This window comes from Frigoribacterium sp. VKM Ac-1396, assembly GCF_015350895.1.
Classification (GTDB): Bacteria; Actinomycetota; Actinomycetes; order Actinomycetales; family Microbacteriaceae; genus Frigoribacterium.
Genome location: NZ_JADKSD010000002.1, coordinates 338,046 through 357,815, shown reverse-complemented (window position 1 = coordinate 357,815; position 19,770 = coordinate 338,046). Strand labels below are relative to the sequence as shown.

Genomic DNA, 19,770 nt, shown 5'->3' with positions numbered 1-19,770 from the left:
CCTCCGCAGCCGAGCCGACGGGGCGGCCGTGAGGGTCGGTCTCGACATCGGCGGCACCAAGATCGACGCCGTCGTCGTGGACGCGTCCGGGGCACCCGTCCACCGCCTCCGGCTGCCGACGGGCTTCGGCCCGGACGCCGTGCTGGCCAACGCGATCGCGGCCGTGACCTCGCTGGCCGGCCGAGCGGGCGTCGACGTCACCGCCTTCGAGTCGGTCGGCGTCGGCATCCCCGGCCTGGTCGACGGCGCGACGGGTCGCGTCCGGCACGCGGTGAACATCGGCTTCGACGACGTGGCGGTGGGGCCCACGATGGCGGCCCGGCTCGGGGTGCCCGTGCGGGTCGAGAACGACGTGAACGCCGCTGCACTCGGCGCCTACCTCGCCATGTCGCTGTCCGGCTCGGTCGGCTACCTGAACCTCGGCACCGGCCTCGCCGCGGGCCTCGTCGTCGACGGCGAGCTCTGGCGCGGGTCACGGGGGGTCTCGGGCGAGATCGGCCACGTCCCCGTCGACCCCGCGGGCGAGGCCTGCCCCTGCGGTCAGCGCGGGTGCCTCGAGACCGTGGCGGCCGGGGCCGCGGTCTCACGCCACTGGCCCACCGAGGGGGCGTACCCGGCCGTGGCGCTGTTCGCGGCGGCCGACGCGGGCGACCCCGAGGCCGTCCGCGTGCGTGCCGACCTCGCGGCGGGCGTGGCGGCCGCGGTGCGCCTCCTCGTCCTGACGACCGACGTCGACTCCGTCGTGATCGGCGGCGGGCTCAGCAACCTCGGTCGACCCCTGCTCGACGACGTCGCCGGAGTGCTCGACCGCTGGGCGGCCGGGTCGCCCTTCCTGGCGTCGCTCGAGCTCTCGTCGCGCATCGAGCTGCTGCCGCCGGGGTTCCCCGTGGCCGCCGTCGGCGCGGCGACGGTCGGAGCCCGCGGGCCCGGCGCCGCGGTCGCCGCCGCGCTCTGACGAGCGCACCCGCACCCGCCGCACAGTCGCGCCCCCGCGCCGCCACGCCCACGGCGCCACGGGACACGACGCCAGAAAATGGTCACAGCGCCAGGAGAAAACCTGGTGCTGTGACCATCTCGTGGTGCGGTGCCCGCGGGAGGGCGCTCGGCGTCGCTACGCCCTGGCCACCCGCAGCGTCACGATCTCGAACGGGCGCAGCGTCAGCTCGACGACCGAACCCGCGGCCCATCGACCCGCCCCGGCGGTGCCCGGCTCGAGTTCGCGCTCGATCAGGTCGGTGCGCCACGCCTCGCCGAACCCGCTGTCGGCGTCGACCGTGACGGTGCTCGACGCCCGAGCACCCCGAGCCTCGTAGAGCCGGACGATCAGGTCGCCCGAGCGGTCTTCGGCGAGCTTGACCGCCTCGACCAGCACCGCGGGTGACGACGACGTCACGAGCGGAGCCACCCGGGCACCCGACGCCCCCTCGACCCGTCGCACGGGCAGGTTGAGCCGGTAGCCCGCGGTCGCGGCCTCGAGCACGTCGGGTGCGACGCGAACCGACGAGCGGAGCACGTGCCGGCCCTGGTCGGCGTACGGGTCGGGGAAGGTCGGTGCGCGCAGCAGCGACTGTCGGACGAGCGTCGTCGTGCCGCCGTCACCCCCGTCGGCCGCGTCGCGGGTGCTGCGGGTGACGTCGTGCCCGTAGGTGGCGTCGTTCGCGACGGCCACGCCGAAGCCGGGCTCGGCCACGTGCACCCAGCGGTGGGCCACCGTCTCGAAGCGGGCGAAGTCCCACGAGGTGTTCTGGTGGGTCGGGCGCTGCACGTGCCCGAACTGCACCTCGGAGGCCGCTCGGTCGGCGTGCACGTCGAGGGGGAACGCCAGCTTCAGCAGCTTCTGCCGCTCGTGCCAGTCGACGTCGGTCTGCACGTGCAGCTCGGCCTCGCCCTCGTCGAGCCACCACCGTTGCACGATCGTCGACCCGCCGAAGCGACGGGTCACGACGAGCGCGCCGCCCTCGGCGACCACCGACTCGGCCTCGACCAGGTCGGTGCGCACGTTCTTGTAGGCCTGGTCGACGTCCCACGCGTCCCACTGGTTGGGGGTGTCGCGGAAGAGCTGCAGCAGGCCGAGCCTCTCGCCCGGGGCCACGAGGTCGCGCCGCGACGAGGCGTCGACCAACGAGACGACCAGGCCGTCACCGTCGAACGCCGCGCGGACGAGCCCGTTGTCGAGCACCCAACCGTCGCCGTGGGCGACCGGCGAGACCGACCCGACCCCCGCCTCCTGGGCGAGGCCCTCGGCCGAACCCGACGACGCGGCGACGCCCGCCGCCGTGACCGGCCCGGCGTTGAAGGTCGTCGTCGCCGAGCCCGACCCCGCGAGCGCGCGCTGGGCCGAACCGATGATCGCCTCGAGCTGTTCGGCGACGCGGGCGTAGTGCCGCTCGGCCTCGTGGTGGACCCAGGCGATGGACGAGCCGGGCAGGATGTCGTGGAACTGCTGCAGCAGCACGACGTGCCAGATCTGCTCGAGTTCGTCGTAGGGGTAGTCGACCAGCCCGCGCGCGGCGGCCGTCGCGCTCCAGAGCTCGGCCTCGCGCAGCAGGTGCTCGCTGCGCCGGTTGCCCTGCTTCGTGCGCGCCTGCGACGTATAGGTGCCGCGGTGGAACTCGAGGTACATCTCGCCCGACCAGACGGCCGGGTCGGAGAGCTCGGCCCGCGCCTGGGAGAAGAAGGAGGCGGGGGTGCCGACGGTCACGCGCGGCGAGCCCTCGAGGTCGCCGGCCCGGCGCGCGGCCGCCATCATCTCGCGGGTCGGCCCGCCACCACCGTCGCCCCAGCCGAACGGCACGATCGAGACGTTCGAGAACCCCTTCTCGGCGTAGCCGCTCTCGGCGTGCGCCAGTTCGCCTGCCGAGAGGTCGGAGTTGTACGTGTCGACCGGCGGGAAGTGCGTGAAGACGCGGCTGCCGTCGATGCCCTCCCAGAGGAAGGTGTGGTGCGGCATGCGGTTCGTCTCGTTCCACGACTCCTTCTGGGTGAAGAACGAGCTCGCCCCCGCGGCCCGGGCGATCTGCGGCATCGCGCCCGTGTAGCCGAACGAGTCGGGCAGCCAGACCTCGTCGGCGTCGACGCCGAACTCACGGAGGAAGAACCCTTTGCCGGCGACGAACTGACGCGCGAGCGCCTCGCCGCCGGGCATGTTCGTGTCGGACTCGACCCACATGCCGCCGACGGGCACGAAGCGGCCCTCGGCGACCTTCTGCTTGACGCGCTCGAACAGCTCGGGGTACCGCTCCTTCAGCCAGGCGTACTGCTGTGCGCTCGAGGCGGCGAAGACGAAGTCGGGGTCGTCGTCCATCAGGGCGACGACGTTCGAGAAGGTGCGCGCGACCTTGCGCTGCGTCTCGCGCACGGGCCAGAGCCAGGCCGAGTCGATGTGGGCGTGACCGGTCGCCACGACGCGGTGTGCGCTCGCGTTCGCCGGCGAGGCGAGCACCCCGGCGAGGGCCTCGCGCCCGAGTGCCGCGGAGCCGGCCACGTCGGCGTGGTCGACGACGTCGCACATCCGGTCGAGGGCCCGCAGGATCTCGTGTCGTCGCGGGGTCGCGGGGTCGAGGGTGCGCATGAGCCCGACGAGCGTCCACACGTCGCGGTCGAGTTCGGCGACCACCTCGTCGCGCTCGGCGAGGGTGATGCCCCGCAGGGCGTAGATCGGCGCGTCGCCGGCGGTCTCGGGGTCGCCCAGCAGCGTCTCGCCGTGGAAGTCGTCACCGCCGATGTCGGGGTTCGAGGCCGCCTCGACGTAGACGTCGATCGTGCTGCCCGGCGTGACGCCCGCCCCGATCGAGGTCAGCGGCACGTACCCGTTGTAGGGCTCGATCGCCTTGACGATCGTGCCGTCGGGCCGCCAGACCAGGCCCTCGGCCTGGAACCCGGGCTGGCGGATGCTGAAGCCGAGGTCGACGACCAGCTCGAGCGCCGTCGAGGGGTCGGTGCCGAAGTCGTCGGGCACCGTGCCGGTCACGTGGAACCACGTGGTGCCCCAGGGCCGGCTCCACGGCGAACCGACCGAGAAGGGCGTGAACTCGTGCGAGACGGCCTCGGCGAACGGGACCGGCTCGCCCGGCGCCTCCCACGCCGAGATCGTCAACGGGACGGCCCGGCGGTAGACCGCCGGCGTGATGCGGTCGCGGACGAAGCGGTCGATGCGGGCCTCGACGAGGACGGTGTTGTCGTGCATGGGATCAGTCTCCTGACGGGCGCGCCGGAGCGCGCGGTGGGGCGGGTCGTTCTGTGGATCGCGAGGGCTGGGGGCTGACTGGTGGGGAGGCGCGTCACCCCTTCACGGCGCCGGCCAGCGCGTTCGATCCGCCGAGGGTCCGCGACACGAGCACGTACAACGCGATGACGGGCACCGAGTAGACGATCGAGAACGCGGCGAGCTGGCCGTAGGCCACCGAGCCGTACTGCCCGAAGAAGTTGAAGATGCTGACGGCCGCGGGCTGCTTGTCGGGGCTGAGCAGCAGCACGAAGGGCACGAAGAAGTTGCCCCAGGCCTGGATGAACACGAAGATGAACACCACGGCGATGCCCGGCCGCATGAGCGGCACGACGATGCGCGTCAGCGTCGAGAACATCGAGGCGCCGTCGGTCCAGGCGGCCTCCTCGAGCGAGATGGGCACCGAGTCCATGAAGTTCTTCGCCATCCAGATCGCCATCGGCAGGCTGGTCGCGGCCAGGAAGAACACCGTGCCGCCGATCGAGTCGATCAGGTTCAGCGAGACGAACAGGCTGTAGACCGGCACCATCATCGCGGTGATGGGCAGGCCGGTGCCGAACAGGATGCCGTAGAGGAACGGCTTGTTGATGCGCATCCGGTACCGCGACAACGGGTACGCGGCGAGGATCGCCACCACCACGGTCACCAGGGCGCAGCCACCCGAGACGATGAGGCTGTTGGCGAGCGGCACGAACGAGATCTCGGGCGTGAGCACGGCCGTGAAGTTGTCCAGCGTGAACTGCGACGGCACCTTCGCCGACAACGTCGCCGAGGGGTCGAACGACGCGAGCAGCAGCCAGGCGAGCGGCACGGCGAAGCAGATCGCGATGACGATCAGCACGACGTTCGAGACGGCCTTCATGCTGCGGCCGCTGGGTGAGGTCATGGCCATGGTCAGTCGACCTCCGGTTTCAGGGCCCTGATGTAGATGATCGAGAAGACCGCGCCGACGAGCAGCATGATCGTGGCGATGGCGGTGCCGAAGCCGAGCTGCGAGAACTGGAAGGCCTCTTGGTAGGCGAGGATCGGCAGCGTCGTGCTGTTCACGCCGGGCCCGCCACCCGTCATCACGTAGATCAGGGTGAAGACCGACAGCGTCTGCAACGTGGTCAGCATGAGGTTGGTCGAGATGCTGCGTCGGATCACCGGCAGCGTGATGTAGACCAGGCGCTGCCAACCGGTGGCGCCGTCGACCTCGGCCGACTCGGTGATCTCGGGCGGCACCTCCTGCACCGCCGCCGAGTAGACGAGCATCGAGAACGCGGCTCCGCGCCAGATGTTGGCGAGGATCACCGAGAGCATGGGCAGCGCGTAGAGCCAGTTGGCGCCCGTGATGCCGAACCACGACAGGACCGTGTTGAGCGTGCCCGCGTCGTTGAAGAACGCGTACGCCGCGAAGGCCGCCACGATCTCGGGCAGCACCCAGGCGGCGATGACGAAGGTGCCGACGATCGACCGGACGACCTTGTGGCCGTTCCGCATCAGCAGCGCCAGCCCGAGGCCGACGACGTTCTGCCCGACCACGGCCGAGAAGAAGACGAAGGCGAGCGTCAACAGCACCGACTTCGGGAAGTCCGGGTCGGCGAAGAGCTCGGTGTAGTTGCGGAACCCGATGAACTCCGACCCGCCCGCGGCGTAACCGGTCAGCGAGGCGTCGGTGAACGAGCCGTAGAAGCTCGAGATCACCGGCCCCAGCAAGAACAGGGCGAGCAGCACGAAGGCCGGGACGAGCGGCAGGGTGCGGGCACCCGTGCGCAGCGCGCGGGCCTTCGAGGCACCGGCCCGGCGACCCGGCTTCTCGCCGTGGGGCCCGGGGCCGGGCCCGGGGGCCCCCGGCCGGCCGCTCTCGCGGCCGACCGGGGTGGGGGCGATGGTCGCCATCCGGCTAGTCCCCCGCCTTCTGCGTCTGGTCCTCACCGACGATGCCGACCAGCTGCTCGTCGAAGGCCGCGGCGGCCTCCTCCGGGCTCTGCTGGCCCGTCATGACGGCTTCCATCGCGACGGTGATCTCGTTCGAGATGCGGCTGTAGTCGGTCGTCGCCGGGCGGAAGTGCGTCACCGGCACGATCGACGAGAAGAACTCGAAGGTCGGGTTGCTGTCGACGTACTCCGGGTCCTCGGCGACGTCGCTGCGCACGGCGATCTGGCTGGCGGCGATGTCGTAGCTCTGCGAGCCCTCCTTGTCGAGGGCGTCGGCGATGAACTCGAACGCCTTGTCGGGGTTCTTCGTCTTCGACCCCACGGCGAGCGTCCAGCCGCCCGACATGCTCGTCGCACCCGGCTTCGCGCCGTCCTGCGTCGGCATGGGCGCCTGGCCCATCACGTCGTTCCACTCGGGCCACGGGTTCGTGCCGGTCTCGAGCCACGTGCCGCTCATCCACGAACCGTCGAGGGCGATCGCGAGCTTGCCCTGCGGAAGCCACTCCCCACCGACGATGGTGGCGATGTTCGTGTCGAGCGCCTCCTCGGGTTTCGGTCCGACGCCGCCCTGGTAGACGTCCTCGATGAAGCCGAGCGAGTCGACGAAGCCCTGCGAGTCGGTCAGCCACTTGCCGGTCTCGTCGTCGTACAGGGTGCCGGTGGGGGTGCCGTAGAGCAGCATCTCGAAGCCCTGCATGGTCGCGCCCTCGCCCTGCGGCTTGCCCGAGTAGACGTTGAGCGGCACGACGTCCGGCACCTTCGCCTTGACCGTCTCGGCCGCGTCGAGCACGTCCTGCCAGGTCTTCGGCTCCCACGGCACGGGCAGCCCGGCCTGGGCGAAGAGGTCCTTGTTGTACCAGAGGGCCCGCGTGTCGGTGCCCATCGGGATGCCGTAGGTCTTGCCGTCCTCGCCGACGCCGGCCTCCTTGGCGTTGTCGTAGAACTTCTCCCAGTCCTCCCACCCGGCGGTGTACTCGTCGAGCGGCAGCAGGTAGCCGGCGGCCGCGTCGCTCTTGACCTTGAATGTGTCCTCGTACATCACGTCGGGCGCGGTGGCGGCCGAGCGGTTCATCAGCGCGAGCTTGGTGAAGTAGTCGTCGTTCTGCGCGGCGATGGGCACGAACTCGACCTTCATGCCGGGGTTGGCCGCCTCGAAGGTCTTGGCCGTCTCCTTCATGTGGGCGTCCATCTGCGTGAACGTGCCGAACTTCTGGTACGCGACCTTGATGGTGTCGGAGTCGCCGTCGCCGGCACCCCCCGCGCAACCCGAGGCCAGCAGGGCCGTGGCGACTGCCGCGGCGGCGACGGCCAGTGCGCGCTTGCGCCCCCGGGCCGAGGTGAACGTGCGTGACATGGTGCTCCTTTGCTCCATCCGCGTCGGCGCCGGGCAGCTCTGCCCGACCGCGATGCGATTACTACATCGTATGGAGTAACTCGTGTCAAGAAGGAGGCGGGCAACGTTCCGGTAACGGACCAGGAGGCGCGGGTCGGCCCCTCAGGCGCGGATCAGCAGCGCGGACGGCCGCGGCGAGAACGTCTGGTCGAGCACGAGGCAGGCCGCCCCGACGGCCGCGACGTCGATGCCGATCGACGACTCCACGATGCGGATCGGATGCTTCGGGATCAGCGCGGGGTCGTCGCGCACGGCCGCCGGCAGCACCTCGAGGACGTGCCGCGACAGCGGTGCCCAGAACGGCCCGCCGCAGACGATCTCGTCGAGGTCGAGCAGGTTGACGATCGTGACGAGCGCCCTGGCCAGGTGGCGACCGGCGCCGTGCAGCACCGCCAAGGCCGCGGCGTCGCCCGCGTCCGCCTTGCCGACGAGGGCGCCGAACGCCTCGTCGATGCGGCGCATGTCGACGTCGTCCCCGCGCCGCGCCGACTCGGCGAGCGCGTCGTCCGACACGTCGCCGGCGACGAGGACTCCCCCGTCGACGGCCTCACGCACCAGGGCGTGCGGCGTGATCAGCTCACCGACGCAGCCGATGCGCCCGCAGGTGCAGCGGTGCCCGTGGTCGGCGACCATGACGTGGCCCGAGTCCCCCGCGTTCGCACTGGCCCCGCGCAGCACGTCGCCGCCGAGCACGAGCCCGGTGCCGTAACCGGTGCCGTAGTAGACGAAGGCGAAGTCGGTGCGCCGACCCGCGCCTCCTTCGCTCAGCCACGTCTCGGCGACCGCGCAGGCCGTGACGTCCTTCTCGAGCAGGACCGGCAGGCCGGTCGCCTCGCTGAGCGCCCGACGCAGCGGCACGTGCCGCCAGAGCGGCATCATCGGCGGGTCGAGCACGAGACCGGGGCCGATGTCGACCGGGCCGGGCGAGGCGATGCCGACCCCGAGCAGCAGCTCGCGGTCGACGCCGCTCGTCACGACGAGCCCGTCGATGGCCCGGGCCATCAGGGCGACCACCTCGTCGGGTTCGCTCGCGGACGGGGTCAACTCTCGGGCGTGCGCCACCACCGTCCCCACGAGGTCGAGCAGCACGAAGGTGAGCACGGCGGGGTCGATGTGCACCCCCACGGCGAACCTGCCGCGCGACTCGAGCTGCAACATCGTGCGCGGCTTGCCCGGGCCGCTGATGACGGTGCCGCTCTCGCGGATGAGACCCGCCTCGAGCAGGCGTCGCGAGACGTTCGTCACGGCCTGCGGGCTGAGCCCCGTCCGACCGGCGATCTCGGTGCGACTGAGGCCGGCGCTCTCTCGACGGATCGCGTCGAGCACCACGGATCGGTTGTAGCCGCCGATCGCCGGCAGGTTCGTCCCGCGGTTCATTCTCGCCATCATCCACGACCCGGGGGCCTCCGTGCGCCCGCCGCGGCCCTCATCCGCCGGGTGGTGGTGCCCTCGGGGGCACGCCGATACCCTGATGCCATGTCTGGTCTGCGCCTCGAAGAACTGTCCGCCGCCACCGTCGTCGCGGCCAACAACCTCACGCTCAAGCCGGGGCAAGAGCAGTTCGTCGCTCCCGTCTCGCACTCGATCGCCGAGGCCTACGTCAACCCGACCACCGCGTGGCCCCGGGTCGTCGTCGACGCCGACGGCACGGTGGTCGGCTTCATCATGGGCAACTTCGACGCCGAGGCCGACGACGAGGCCCTGCGCAGCTGCATCTGGCGCATCAACGTCGAGGCCGACGCCCAGGGCCGCGGCATCGGGCGCTTCGCCGTCCACGCCCTCGCCGACGAAGCCCGCAGCCGCGGCTTCGACCGCGTCACCGTCATCTACGAGCCCGGCGACGACGGCCCCGAAGAGTTCTTCCACCACATCGGCTTCGAGGTCATCGGCGAGACGCCCTACGGCGAGCAGATCGCCGGACTGACGCTGGCGTCACCGGAGGCGTGAGCGCCGACGCCGAGGGGCCACCGGCCCCCGACGACTTCGCGTCGCGCGTGATCGCCGTCGTCGAGTCGATCCCGCCCGGCCACGTCATGACCTACGGCTCGGTCGCGGCCGCCCTCGGGTCGCGGGCGTCGCGGGGCGTCGGTCAGGTGATGGCGTACGCCGGGGCCGACCTCCCGTGGTGGCGGGTGATCCGCGCCTCCGGCCACGCCCCGCGCGACCACGAGCAGCGGGCCCTCGAGATGTACCGCGTCGAGGGCACTCCCCTGCTGTGGAGCCGGACGGGCGTCTTCCGCGTCGACCTCGAGCGCGCCTCCCACCGCCCCTGACCGGGCACGGGGTGACGCGACCCCTGACTCAGCGCGCCCAGTCGTACGGAGTCGTCGTCGACACCGCGACCAGGCCGGACCGCTCGAGGATCGGCCGCGAACCCTCGGTCGAGTCACTGTGCACCAGGGTCTTGCCCCCGGCGAGAGCCGAACGGGCTCGTGCCGCGGTCAGCGCTCGGTAGATGCCGCGGTGGCGGTACGCCTCGAGGGTGGCACCGCCCCAGATGCCGACGAAATCGGTGCCGGGCACGGGCTCGAGTCGGCCGCCGCTGACCATACGACCGTCGACCTCGGCCACCCAGAGCTCCGTGCCGTCGCCGCGGGCCAGACGCGAGAGCAAGGCGTCGGCCGTGCGCGCGTCGACCCTTTCACCGAAGGCCTCGTCGACCATCGCGCTCATCGCGCGGACGTCGCCCTCGGTCGTGACCCGACGCACGGTCACCCCCTCGGGCACCTCGCCGAGATCGGCGAGTGCGCGGAGCGGGCCGATCATGATCGACTCCGGTTCGCCGGGCTCGAAACCGTGGGCGACGAGCGCGTCGTGCAGCCCGGGGGCCTCGTCGTGCCCCCGCGTCTTCCACTCGACCCGGGTGATCTCGTCGTCGGCGCGGAAGTGCGCGACGGCGACCCCCACCAGGTCGCGGATCGCGTCGGCGTCCGCTCCCCCGAGGTCACGGTAGGTGACGAAGCCGCGACCGCCGGCGAAGGTCACGAGTCGCAGCGGGCCGTGCCGGGTGACCGAGAGGGCGCTCGGCGTCTCGGCGTCGGTGCGCAGTTGCTCGTCGTAGGCGTGCAGGTAGGTCGTCGCGTCGGTCATCGGGGCCAGGCTAGCCGAGCCCGAGCGGCAGGCGGCGGGCGGCAGGCGGCAGGCGGGCCCACCTGCCTGCCTGCCTGCCTCAGACCAGCGAGTCGCGCCAGGCCGCGTGCAGCTGGGCGAAGCGGCCCGTGCCCGCGATGAGGTCGTCGGGGGTGCCGTCCTCGACGATCTTGCCGTGCTCCATGACGAGCACCCGGTCGGCGATCGCGACCGTCGACAGCCGGTGGGCGATGATCACGGCGGTGCGATCGGACAGCAGGGTCTGCAGAGCCTCTTGGACCATGCGTTCGGACGGGATGTCGAGCGACGCCGTCGCCTCGTCGAGGATCAGCACGCTCGGGTTCGCGATGAACGCCCGCGCGAACGACAACAGCTGGCGCTGCCCGGCCGACACCCGCCCGCCGCGCTTGTTCACGTCGGTGTCGTACCCGTCGGGCAGTGCCTCGATGAACTCGTGCGCACCGACCGCCTGGGCCGCCCGTACGATCTCGTCACGCGTCGCGTCGGGCTTGCCCAACGAGATGTTGTCGGCCACCGACCCCGAGAAGAGGTAGGCCTCTTGCGTGACCATGACGATGGCGCGTCGGAGGTCTTTCGGGTGCAGGTCGCGCAGGTCGACGCCGTCGAGCGTCACCGCACCCCGAGTGGGGTCGTAGAACCGCGAGATGAGCTTGGCGAGGGTCGACTTGCCTGCCCCGGTCGAGCCGACGAGGGCGATGGTCTGCCCCGCCGGCACGTGCAGGTCGAACCCGGGCAGCACGACCGTGTCGGCGTTGTACGCGAACTCGACGTCGTCGAAGTGCACCTGCCCCTTGGCGTCCCACAGGTCGACCGGTCGCGTCGGGTCGGGCACGCTCGGCTGCTCTTCGAGCACGCCCGAGATCTTCTCGAGCGCGGCCGACGCCGACTGGTAGCCGTTGTAGAACATGGCCATCTCTTCGGCCGGGTCGAAGAACCGCTTGGCGTACAGCGCGACCGCGAGCAGCGCACCCACCTCGAGTGAGCCGTCGATGACCCGGAACCCGCCCCAGAGCACGACCACCGCGAGGGTCGCGTTGCCGATCAGCACGAGACCGGGGTCGAACGTGCCGAACAGGGTGAACACCTTCGCGTTCGCCTGGCGGTACTCCTCGACGTGGCCGGCGTACTCGTCTTCGTTGCGCTTCTCCTTGCGGAACGCCTGGACGGCGCGCATGCCCGTCATGGTCTCGACGAAGTGCACGATCACCCGCGCGCTCGCGACGCGCGTGGCCCGGAACAGCTTCTGCGACCGCACCTGGAACCAGCGCGTCAGGGCGAACAAGGGCACCAGGGCGACCGCGAGCACGAGCCCGCTCTGGGCGTCGAGGCTCACCAGCGCGATGGCCGTGAAGACCATGTAGAGCAGGCCGGAGACGAGCTGGTTGATGCCCGAGTCGAGCAGCTCGCGGATCGAGTCGAGGTCGCTGGTCTGCCGCGAGATGATGCGGCCCGACGTGTAGGTCTCGTGGAACTCGAGGCTGAGCCGCTGGGTGTGCAGGAAGAGCCGTTTGCGCAGGTCGATCAGGATGGCCTGGCTGATGCGGGCCGAGAGGACCGTGTACTGCGCCATGAGCACGGCACCGATCACGCCGGTGATCAGGTAGACCACGACGACCATGATCGCGGGCACCCAGTCCTGCTGGTCCATCAGGGCGGGCAGGGCCCGGTCGATGCCGATCGCGATGAGGGCGGGCCCCGCGACCTGCGACGCCGTGCTGATGACGACGACGACGCCCATCAGCGCCAGGCGCCACCGCAGCGGGTGCACGAGCGACCCGAGCAGTCGCAGCGAGCGTCGGCGCAGGCGCTTGCTCTCGGCCGTGGTGAAGTCCTGACGTTCTTCACCGCGGACGCCCTCGGTCGTCGAGCCCTGCTCGGCGCGCTTCTCGGCGGGGGTGCGGCCGTCGAGCGCTTCGTGCTCGACAGGTGCCGTGGGGTCGGACGCCGACGCGTCGCCGGCGGTCGTGGGGCGGTCGGGACGGTCGTCCTCGAGGGTCGCGTCGATCATGCCAGCACCTCTTCTCGGGTGTTCGTGTCGTCGTCGAGCGACGAGATGACGTAGCGGTAGTGCTCGTTGGCCGCGAGCAGGTCGGAGTGTCGGCCGACCGCGGTGACGCGCCCGTTCTCGAGCAGCGCGACCCGGTCGGCCAGGGTGACCGTCGAGGGCCGGTGGGCCACGATCAGCGACGTCGTCGACGCGAGCACCCGGCGGAGGCCGGCCTCGACGCGCGCCTCGGTGTCGACGTCGAGCGCGGACAGCGGGTCGTCGAGCACGAGGACGGCCGGACGGGCCGCGATGGCGCGGGCGAGGGCGAGTCGCTGACGCTGTCCGCCCGACAGGCTGAGCCCTTCTTCACCGACGCGCGTGTCGACCCCGTCGGGCAGGCGTTCGACGAAGTCGGCCTGGGCGATGTCGAGGGCCTCGCGCATCACGCGGTCCGCCTCGGCCGGGTCGTCGACCAGGTCGGGGCGGCCGAGCATGACGTTGTCGCGCACCGACGCGCTGAAGAGCGTGGCGTCCTCGAACGCCATGCCGATGTGCCGGCGCAGCTCTTCTCTCGTGAGGTCGCGTACGTCGACCCCGTCGATCAGCACACGACCGCCCGTGACGTCGTAGAGCCGCGACACGAGCGAGAGCAGCGTCGTCTTGCCCGAGCCCGTGAGCCCCACGAGAGCCATGGTCTCGCCGGGCTCGAGCACGAGGTCGACCCCGTTGACGAGGTCGTCGTACTGCGCCGGGGAGTCCTGGTACCGGAAGTGCACGGAGTCGAACTCGAGCCGCCCCCGGGGCTCGGCGATCGTCTTGGGCCGGGCGGGGTCGGTCACGGCGTTCTCGGTGTCCATCACCTCGAAGTAGCGGTCGACGGCGGTGCGGGTGTCGAAGGTCATCGACAGCAAGAACCCGATCGACTCGACCGGCCAGCGCAGCACGGTCGCCGTGGCGAAGAACGCGAACAACTGGCCGACCGTCAGCTGGCCGTCGGCGGCCAGCCCGATGCCGCCGAGCAGGCAGAGGGCGAACGCCACGTCGGGCACGAGCAGCAGCCAGAGCCACAGCTTCGAGATGGCCTTGGCCTTCTCGATCTCGGTGCCGCGCAGGTCTTCGGCCTGCTTGACGAACTCGCGCAGCGAGTGCTTGCCCCGGCCGAAGGCCTTGAGCACGCGGATGCCGTGCACGCTCTCTTCGACGCTGGTCGCGAGGTCGCCGACCTGGTCCTGGCTGCGACGGGCGACGACCGAGTAGCGCTTCTCGAAGGCGAAGCTGACGACGAACACCGGCAGCGAGGCCACGACGAAGATCAGGCCGAGCACCCAGCTGTACCAGAACAGCACGACGAACCCGACGACGATCGTGACCAGGTTGACGATCAGCAGCAGCAGCCCGAAGGCGAGCCACCGCCTGATCAGGCTGAGGTCGCTGACCGACCGGCTGAGCAGCTGCCCGCTCTGCCAGCGGTCGTGGAAGGCCACCGGCAGGTCTTGCAGCTTGGCGTAGAGCGAGTTGCGCATGGTCGCCTCGACGCGGGTGCTCGGCGTGAGCACCATGCGTCGACGCGTGCCGATCATCAGGGCCTCGACGACGCCCAGGGCCAGGACGACGCCGAACGCGGGCCAGACCTGTGACCGGTCGCCGCTCGACAACGGGCCGTCGACCAGCAGTTGCAGCACGAGCGGGATGAGCAACGCCACGACGGCGGCCATCAGCGACGCGACCAGGCCGAGGGCCAGCCGCGGGTAGGCGAGCCGCGCGTAGGGGTGGAGGCGCGCCAGGGCACGGACCGTCGAGGGTCGGCCCTCACGATCGGGAGGACGGGTGGACGGGGACTGCTGAGACATGGGTGATCCAAGTGTCGTGATCTGGCACGGATGACGGCGCCGAGCCGTGACCCGTTGTGGAGATTAGGTGGTGTCGCGGTCGCTGGGGAGGACGCGCGGCCCCGCCCGGGGATGGTCGCCGGGAGGGGGTGTGGGAGGGGTGCCGGTGGGCGGCGGGCCGTCTCGTCTAGCCGATCGGCGCCGGGCTCGGAGACGCCGAGGAGGCGCGACCCACGCGAGCACCGTCGGTGGCGGTGCCCACCGTGGTCAGTGTCGTCGTCGTCATCATGTCCTCCTGAGTGTCGTCGTCCGTCCGTGCGGTCGGGGTCGACCGGCTGCAAGCAGCCTTACAGGATATGCGTGTCGACGACTCCGCCGCAAGACTGAATCGTTCGGATCTGCAACCGTCTCGGACCGCGCCTCCTGAACCGTCCACGAGGGACGCCGAGGCGCCGCCGGGTGGCCGGCGAGGCACCGCAAAGGCGCCGCCGGGTGGCCGCGCCGTCGGCGGTTCAGTGGAAGAAGTGACGCTCGCCCGTGAAGTACATGGTCACGCCGGCCGCCTGGGCCGCGGCCACGACCTCGTCGTCGCGAATGGAGCCGCCGGGCTGGACCACGGCGGTGACCCCGGCGTCGAGCAGCACCTGCAGCCCGTCGGCGAAGGGGAAGAACGCGTCGGACGCGGCGACCGACCCGGCGGCTCGGGCACCGGCGCGGTCGACGGCGAGGTGGCACGAGTCGACCCGGTTGACCTGGCCCATGCCGACGCCCACCGACGCGCCGCCCGAGGCGAGCAGGATCGCGTTCGACTTGACGGCCCGCGAGGCCTTCCAGGCGAACTCGAGGTCGGCGCGCGTGGCGGCGTCGGCCTCGTCACCCGCGACGAGGGTCCACCCGTCGGACGTGAAGCCGTCGAACCCGTCGGCGTCCTGCACCAGCAGGCCACCCGAGATCTGCTTGACCTCGCGCGCCTCTCGCGCGAAGCCGGCGGGCAGCGTCAGCAGGCGGACGTTCTTCTTCCGGCTGAGGATCTCGACGGCCTCGGGCTCGAACCCCGGGGCGATGACGACCTCGGTGAAGATGTCGGCGACCGTCTCGGCCATGGCGCGCGTCACGGCGCGGTTGGCCGCGATGACGCCGCCGAACGCCGAGACGGGGTCGCAGGCGTGCGCCCGCTGGTGCGCGTCGGCGACGGCGTCGACGGCGTCGGGCGAGGCCACGGCGATGCCGCACGGGTTCGCGTGCTTGACGATCGCGACGGCCGGCTCGTCGAAGTCGAACGCGGCACGGAGGGCGGCGTCGGCGTCGACGTAGTTGTTGTACGACATCTCCTTGCCGTGCAGCTGCGTCGCCTGGGCGATGCCGTGCCCCCCGGGCGTCGCGTAGATCGCGGCGGCCTGGTGCGCGTTCTCGCCGTAGCGGAGGGTGTGCTGCAGCTCGCCCGAGACCTCGACCCGGGGGTCGAAGCCGGCCCGCGCCTCCTCGGGGTCGACGGAGGACGAGGAGGCGCCGGTCGCCGAGGCGGACGCGTCGGCCTCGTCGCGCACGCCCACGTGTGCGGCGAAGTACTGGGCGACGGCCGTGTCGTACGCGGCCGTGTGGGCGAAGGCCTCGCCGGCGAGACGCTGACGCTGGGCCAGGGTCGTGCCGCCCAGGGAGAGCGCCTCGACGACCTGCGGGTAGTTCGTCGGCGACACCACGATCGCCACGTTGGCGTGGTTCTTCGCGGCGGCACGCACCATCGCCGGCCCGCCGATGTCGACGTTCTCGATGACGGTCGGCACGTCGGCACCCGACGCCACGGTCTCGACGAACGGGTAGAGGTTGACGACGACCAGCTCGAAGGCGGCGATGTCGAGCTCGGCCAGCTGGGCCTCGTGCGACTCGAGCCGCAGGTCGGCGAGGATGCCCGCGTGCACGGCGGGGTGCAGGGTCTTGACGCGGCCGTCGAGCGACTCGGGGAACCCGGTGACGCTGCTGACCTCGGTCACGGCGTGGCCGGCGTCGCGGATGGTCTGGGCGGTCGACCCGGTCGAGACGATCTCGACGTCGGCCGCCGACAGGGCGGCCGCGAGGTCGAGCAGTCCGGTCTTGTCGCTGACGCTGATCAGCGCCCGCCGCACGGGCACGGCGTCACGGTCGCGGTAGAGGCTGGGGTCGATGACGTGGCCGCTCATGCGGTGGGCTCCTGTTCGAGAGAGATCGTTCCGTCGGCGATGTCGAGCACGGTCTGCACGAGCAGTTCGCGCTCGACGACCTTGATGCGGTCGTGCAGCGACGACTCGTCGTCGCCGGGGTGCACGGGAATCCGGCGCTGCGCGAGGATCGGCCCGCTGTCGACCCCTTCGTCGACGACGATGACGCTGGCCCCGGTCTGCTCGACGCCGGCCGCCAGCGCGTCACGCACGCCGTGCGCCCCGGGGAACTCGGGCAGGTACGCGGGATGCGTGTTGATCAGGTTCGGGGCGAGGGCCGCGACGACCCGCGGCGGCACGAGTCGCATGAATCCGCTGAGCACCACGAGGTCGGGCTGCCACTGCCGGATCTGCGCGAGCAGCTCGTCGCCCCAGGCGGCACGGTCGGCGAAGTTCGAGAACGAGACCGAGAACGTCGGCACCCCGAAGTGCTCGGCGTGCTCGAAGCCGTCGGCCTCGCGGTCGGCCCCGACGGCGACGACCCGTGCGGGGTACTCCGCGTCGCTCGCCGCCTCAAGCAGCGCCCGGAGGTTCGAGCCACCACCGGAGATGAGCACCACGAGGTTCAGCACCCGGCAAGCCTAGCGGGCCGGGCGATCGGCCCGGGGGCGGCCCATCCGCTGCCGGGGACCCGATCCGCCGCAGGGCGATCAGCGCGTGAGGCCCTCGATGCGCTCGGTGTCGTCGCCGTCCGGCCTCGCCGCGGACGCACGCTCGGTCGCGGACGCGGTCGCTGGCTCGGCGTCACGCCGGGCGTCACGGGTCGGGGCTTCGTCGGTCGACGACGTCGGCCTCTCGGCTCGGTCGCCCACGAACCTCGGGGGCGAGACGACCATGGCCAGCGCTCCCGCGACGGCGAACTCGAGCGCGGCGAACCCGCCCACCAGCAGCGGGTCGGGTCCGACCTCGGTCAGCCGTCCGGGCCCGGCCGACCCCGATGCGGCCCAGGCGAGCAGCCCGAGCAGCACTCCGCCGACGAGGCCGCCGACGACCGCGGTGGCGATCCGGTGCAGCAGGTCGTCGACCCCGTGACCGGCGAGCATGCGCTGCAGCCGCGGCCTCAGCACCGTGACGCAGACGTAGGCCGCGACGACCGGCACCAGCAGGCCGACGAAGCCGAACGTGAGATCCGCCGTCGGCAGCGCTCCCAGCAGCGGGATCGCGGGCATCGGCCCGACCGCGGTGCCGAGCGGAGAGATCGACGACCCGGTGCCGATGGCGAAGCCGGGGCCGACGAGCCACGACGCCGCCCAGACGACGACGTCGGGGATCAGGGCAAGCTGGCCCACGGTCAACGCGAGCCCCCCGAGGAACCCTCCGTGAGCCCCTTCGTAGAGCGTGATGACCTCGGCGTAGCTCGTCACGATCAGCACCGTGACGACGAGTGCCGAGGCGGCGAGCACGGCCGCGGCGGCGGTCGCGCCGAGGCGCAGGGCGGCCGCGGCGATGCCGGTCACCTGCCCGGGCAGTCGCGACAGCAGACCGACCACGGCACCCGTCACCGGGTCGGCAGGTTCTCCGCGACGGCGCCGGGTCACCTCGGCCATGGCGACGACGGGCACCGCGTAGACGAGCGTCGGCAGCAGCGTCCCCTGCCACAGCGAGGGGCGGGCGAGCTCGTGCTGGGCCGAGGCCGTGAGGGCGAGCGAGAGCAGGGCGACGGTGCCGATCGTCACGAGGACGCCCGTCACGCGGTGCGCCGTCTCACCCGCGGCCCGGCCGGCTCGGACGCCCATCAGCACGGTGAGCGCCGCGAAGCCCATCGCCGCCAGCGAGACGACGATGGGGGCGTCGGCACCGGTGACGCCCGTCGCGGCCGCGGCGTCGGCGCTGAGTTGCAGGGTGAGGTCGGCGCCGTGGCCGACGAGCCACGAGTCGACGGCCGCCCGCCAGAACACGATCCAGTCGATCTGCAACCCGTACTGGAACGCCCAGAGCGAGGTCAGCACGACGAGGGGGATGCCGACGCCGACGCCCACGACGAGCAGGGCTTCGAGCGCGGCGAAGAGGGCGGTGACTGGGCGGTTCATCGCGAGCGACTGTACCGGTGCCGACCGTGGCCGGCCTGCTGCCCCGCCGCCCGCGACGGCGACATCGGCGGCCACGCCCGCGACGACGCCCGGTCACCGCGCAGACGACGACGGGCGTGTCCGCCGTGACCGAGCGTCCGAAGACGACCCGTCACGGCGAACACGCCCGACGAGGAGGCGCGGGTCGCCCCCTAGAGGGAGGCGTAGACCTCGCGGAGCAGCGCCGCGGTCTCGCTCGGCGTCTTGCCGACCTTGACCCCTGCCGCCTCGAGGGCCTCTTTCTTGGCCTGGGCGGTGCCGGCCGAGCCGGACACGATCGCGCCGGCGTGGCCCATCGTCTTGCCCTCGGGGGCCGTGAAGCCCGCGACGTAGCCGACGACCGGCTTGGTGACGTGCGCCTTGATGTAGTCGGCGGCCCGCTCTTCGGCGTCGCCGCCGATCTCACCGATCATGACGATCGCCTTGGTGTCGGGGTCGGCCTCGAACGCCTCGAGGGCGTCGATGTGGGTGGTGCCGATGACCGGGTCGCCGCCGATGCCGATGGCGGTCGAGAAGCCGAGGTCGCGCAGCTCGAACATCATCTGGTAGGTCAGGGTGCCCGACTTCGAGACGAGGCCGATCGGACCCGAGCCCGAGATCGAGGCGGGCGTGATGCCGACCAGCGATTCGCCCGGCGTGATGATGCCGGGGCAGTTCGGGCCGATGATGCGCGTCGTGCCCCCCTTGGCCTTGGCGAGCGCCCAGAACTCGGCGCTGTCTTGCACGGGGATGCCTTCGGTGATGACGACGACGAGGGGGACCTCGGCCTCGATGGCCTCGACGACGGCGTCCTTCGCGAACGCCGGCGGCACGAAGACGATCGAGACGTCGGCGCCGGTCTCGGCGACGGCCTCGGTGACGGTGCCGAAGACGGGCAGTTCGACGTCACCGTGGGTGACGGTCGTGCCGGCCTTGCGGGCGTTGACGCCACCCACGACCTGCGTGCCGGCCTTGAGCATCAGGGCGGTGTGCTTGGTGCCCTCGCCGCCGGTGATGCCCTGGACGATGACCTTGCTGTCCTTGTTGAGGAAGATCGACATT

Annotated in this window: 15 protein-coding genes; 3 read left to right on the top strand and 12 right to left on the bottom strand. The window is 71.6% G+C overall.

All coding sequences use genetic code 11. The features are described 5' to 3' along the window. Nucleotides 1-28: 28 nt before the first annotated feature. Nucleotides 29-955 (top strand): ROK family protein, encoded by a 927-nt coding sequence (locus ITJ55_RS08740; RefSeq protein ID WP_194595035.1) that lies wholly within the window; start codon nucleotides 29-31, stop codon nucleotides 953-955. A gap of 156 nt (nucleotides 956-1,111) precedes the next feature. Here the strand turns inward: ITJ55_RS08740 and ITJ55_RS08735 are convergent, their stop codons facing one another. The 5 genes from ITJ55_RS08735 to ITJ55_RS08715 all read right to left on the bottom strand — a co-directional run bounded on the left by ITJ55_RS08735 (nucleotide 1,112) and on the right by ITJ55_RS08715 (nucleotide 8,915). Further along, nucleotides 1,112-4,186, bottom strand: a complete 3,075-nt coding sequence (locus tag ITJ55_RS08735; RefSeq protein ID WP_194595034.1) for a glycoside hydrolase family 38 C-terminal domain-containing protein — start codon at nucleotides 4,184-4,186, stop codon at nucleotides 1,112-1,114. A gap of 94 nt (nucleotides 4,187-4,280) precedes the next feature. Further along, nucleotides 4,281-5,117, bottom strand: coding sequence for a carbohydrate ABC transporter permease (locus tag ITJ55_RS08730; RefSeq protein ID WP_056259591.1), 837 nt, complete (start codon nucleotides 5,115-5,117; stop codon nucleotides 4,281-4,283). A 2-nt stretch (nucleotides 5,118-5,119) separates the two neighbouring features. After that, nucleotides 5,120-6,106 (bottom strand): carbohydrate ABC transporter permease, encoded by a 987-nt coding sequence (locus ITJ55_RS08725; protein WP_056259594.1) that lies wholly within the window; start codon nucleotides 6,104-6,106, stop codon nucleotides 5,120-5,122. A gap of 4 nt (nucleotides 6,107-6,110) precedes the next feature. Then, nucleotides 6,111-7,499, bottom strand: a complete 1,389-nt coding sequence (locus ITJ55_RS08720) for an extracellular solute-binding protein (RefSeq protein WP_228498091.1) — start codon at nucleotides 7,497-7,499, stop codon at nucleotides 6,111-6,113. Nucleotides 7,500-7,640: 141 nt separating this feature from the next. Next, the gene (locus ITJ55_RS08715; protein WP_194595032.1) at nucleotides 7,641-8,915 is read right to left on the bottom strand and encodes an ROK family transcriptional regulator; all 1,275 of its coding nucleotides are present in this window, start codon (nucleotides 8,913-8,915) and stop codon (nucleotides 7,641-7,643) included. Between the two features lie 99 nt (nucleotides 8,916-9,014). Here ITJ55_RS08715 and ITJ55_RS08710 point away from each other — a divergent pair, with 99 nt between their 5' ends. Both ITJ55_RS08710 and ITJ55_RS08705 read left to right on the top strand, forming a co-directional pair. Beyond that, complete coding sequence (locus tag ITJ55_RS08710) at nucleotides 9,015-9,485, top strand: GNAT family N-acetyltransferase (protein WP_194595031.1); 471 nt, start codon at nucleotides 9,015-9,017, stop codon at nucleotides 9,483-9,485. Beyond that, nucleotides 9,482-9,811, top strand: coding sequence for an MGMT family protein (locus ITJ55_RS08705; protein ID WP_194595030.1), 330 nt, complete (start codon nucleotides 9,482-9,484; stop codon nucleotides 9,809-9,811). Before ITJ55_RS08710 ends, ITJ55_RS08705 begins: the two co-directional genes overlap by 4 nt. Before the next feature lie 28 nt (nucleotides 9,812-9,839). On the opposite strand, the gene ITJ55_RS08700 is transcribed toward ITJ55_RS08705, so the two are convergent. The 7 genes from ITJ55_RS08700 to sucD form a co-directional block, all read right to left on the bottom strand. Beyond that, nucleotides 9,840-10,628 carry a GNAT family N-acetyltransferase gene (locus ITJ55_RS08700; RefSeq protein WP_194595029.1) on the bottom strand — a complete coding sequence of 263 codons (789 nt, stop codon included), beginning with the start codon at nucleotides 10,626-10,628 and terminating at the stop codon, nucleotides 9,840-9,842. Between the two features lie 79 nt (nucleotides 10,629-10,707). Continuing rightward, nucleotides 10,708-12,657, bottom strand: coding sequence for an ABC transporter ATP-binding protein (locus ITJ55_RS08695; RefSeq protein WP_194595028.1), 1,950 nt, complete (start codon nucleotides 12,655-12,657; stop codon nucleotides 10,708-10,710). Further along, entirely contained in the window at nucleotides 12,654-14,486 is a 1,833-nt protein-coding gene (locus tag ITJ55_RS08690; protein ID WP_194595027.1) for an ABC transporter ATP-binding protein, read from the bottom strand. Before ITJ55_RS08690 ends, ITJ55_RS08695 begins: the two co-directional genes overlap by 4 nt. A gap of 491 nt (nucleotides 14,487-14,977) precedes the next feature. Then, nucleotides 14,978-16,642: a bifunctional phosphoribosylaminoimidazolecarboxamide formyltransferase/IMP cyclohydrolase gene (purH, locus tag ITJ55_RS08685; protein WP_194595026.1), complete on the bottom strand. Its 1,665-nt coding sequence runs from the start codon at nucleotides 16,640-16,642 to the stop codon at nucleotides 14,978-14,980. Continuing rightward, on the bottom strand, nucleotides 16,639-17,232 hold the full coding sequence (gene purN, locus ITJ55_RS08680; protein ID WP_056259606.1) for a phosphoribosylglycinamide formyltransferase: 594 nt from the start codon (nucleotides 17,230-17,232) through the stop codon (nucleotides 16,639-16,641). Before purN ends, purH begins: the two co-directional genes overlap by 4 nt. Before the next feature lie 78 nt (nucleotides 17,233-17,310). Continuing rightward, the gene (locus ITJ55_RS08675) at nucleotides 17,311-18,690 is read right to left on the bottom strand and encodes a DUF6350 family protein (protein WP_194595025.1); all 1,380 of its coding nucleotides are present in this window, start codon (nucleotides 18,688-18,690) and stop codon (nucleotides 17,311-17,313) included. 191 nt (nucleotides 18,691-18,881) lie between these two features. Further along, nucleotides 18,882-19,769 carry a succinate--CoA ligase subunit alpha gene (gene sucD / locus ITJ55_RS08670; RefSeq protein WP_043594275.1) on the bottom strand — a complete coding sequence of 296 codons (888 nt, stop codon included), beginning with the start codon at nucleotides 19,767-19,769 and terminating at the stop codon, nucleotides 18,882-18,884. Between the last annotated feature and the right edge of the window lies 1 nt (nucleotide 19,770).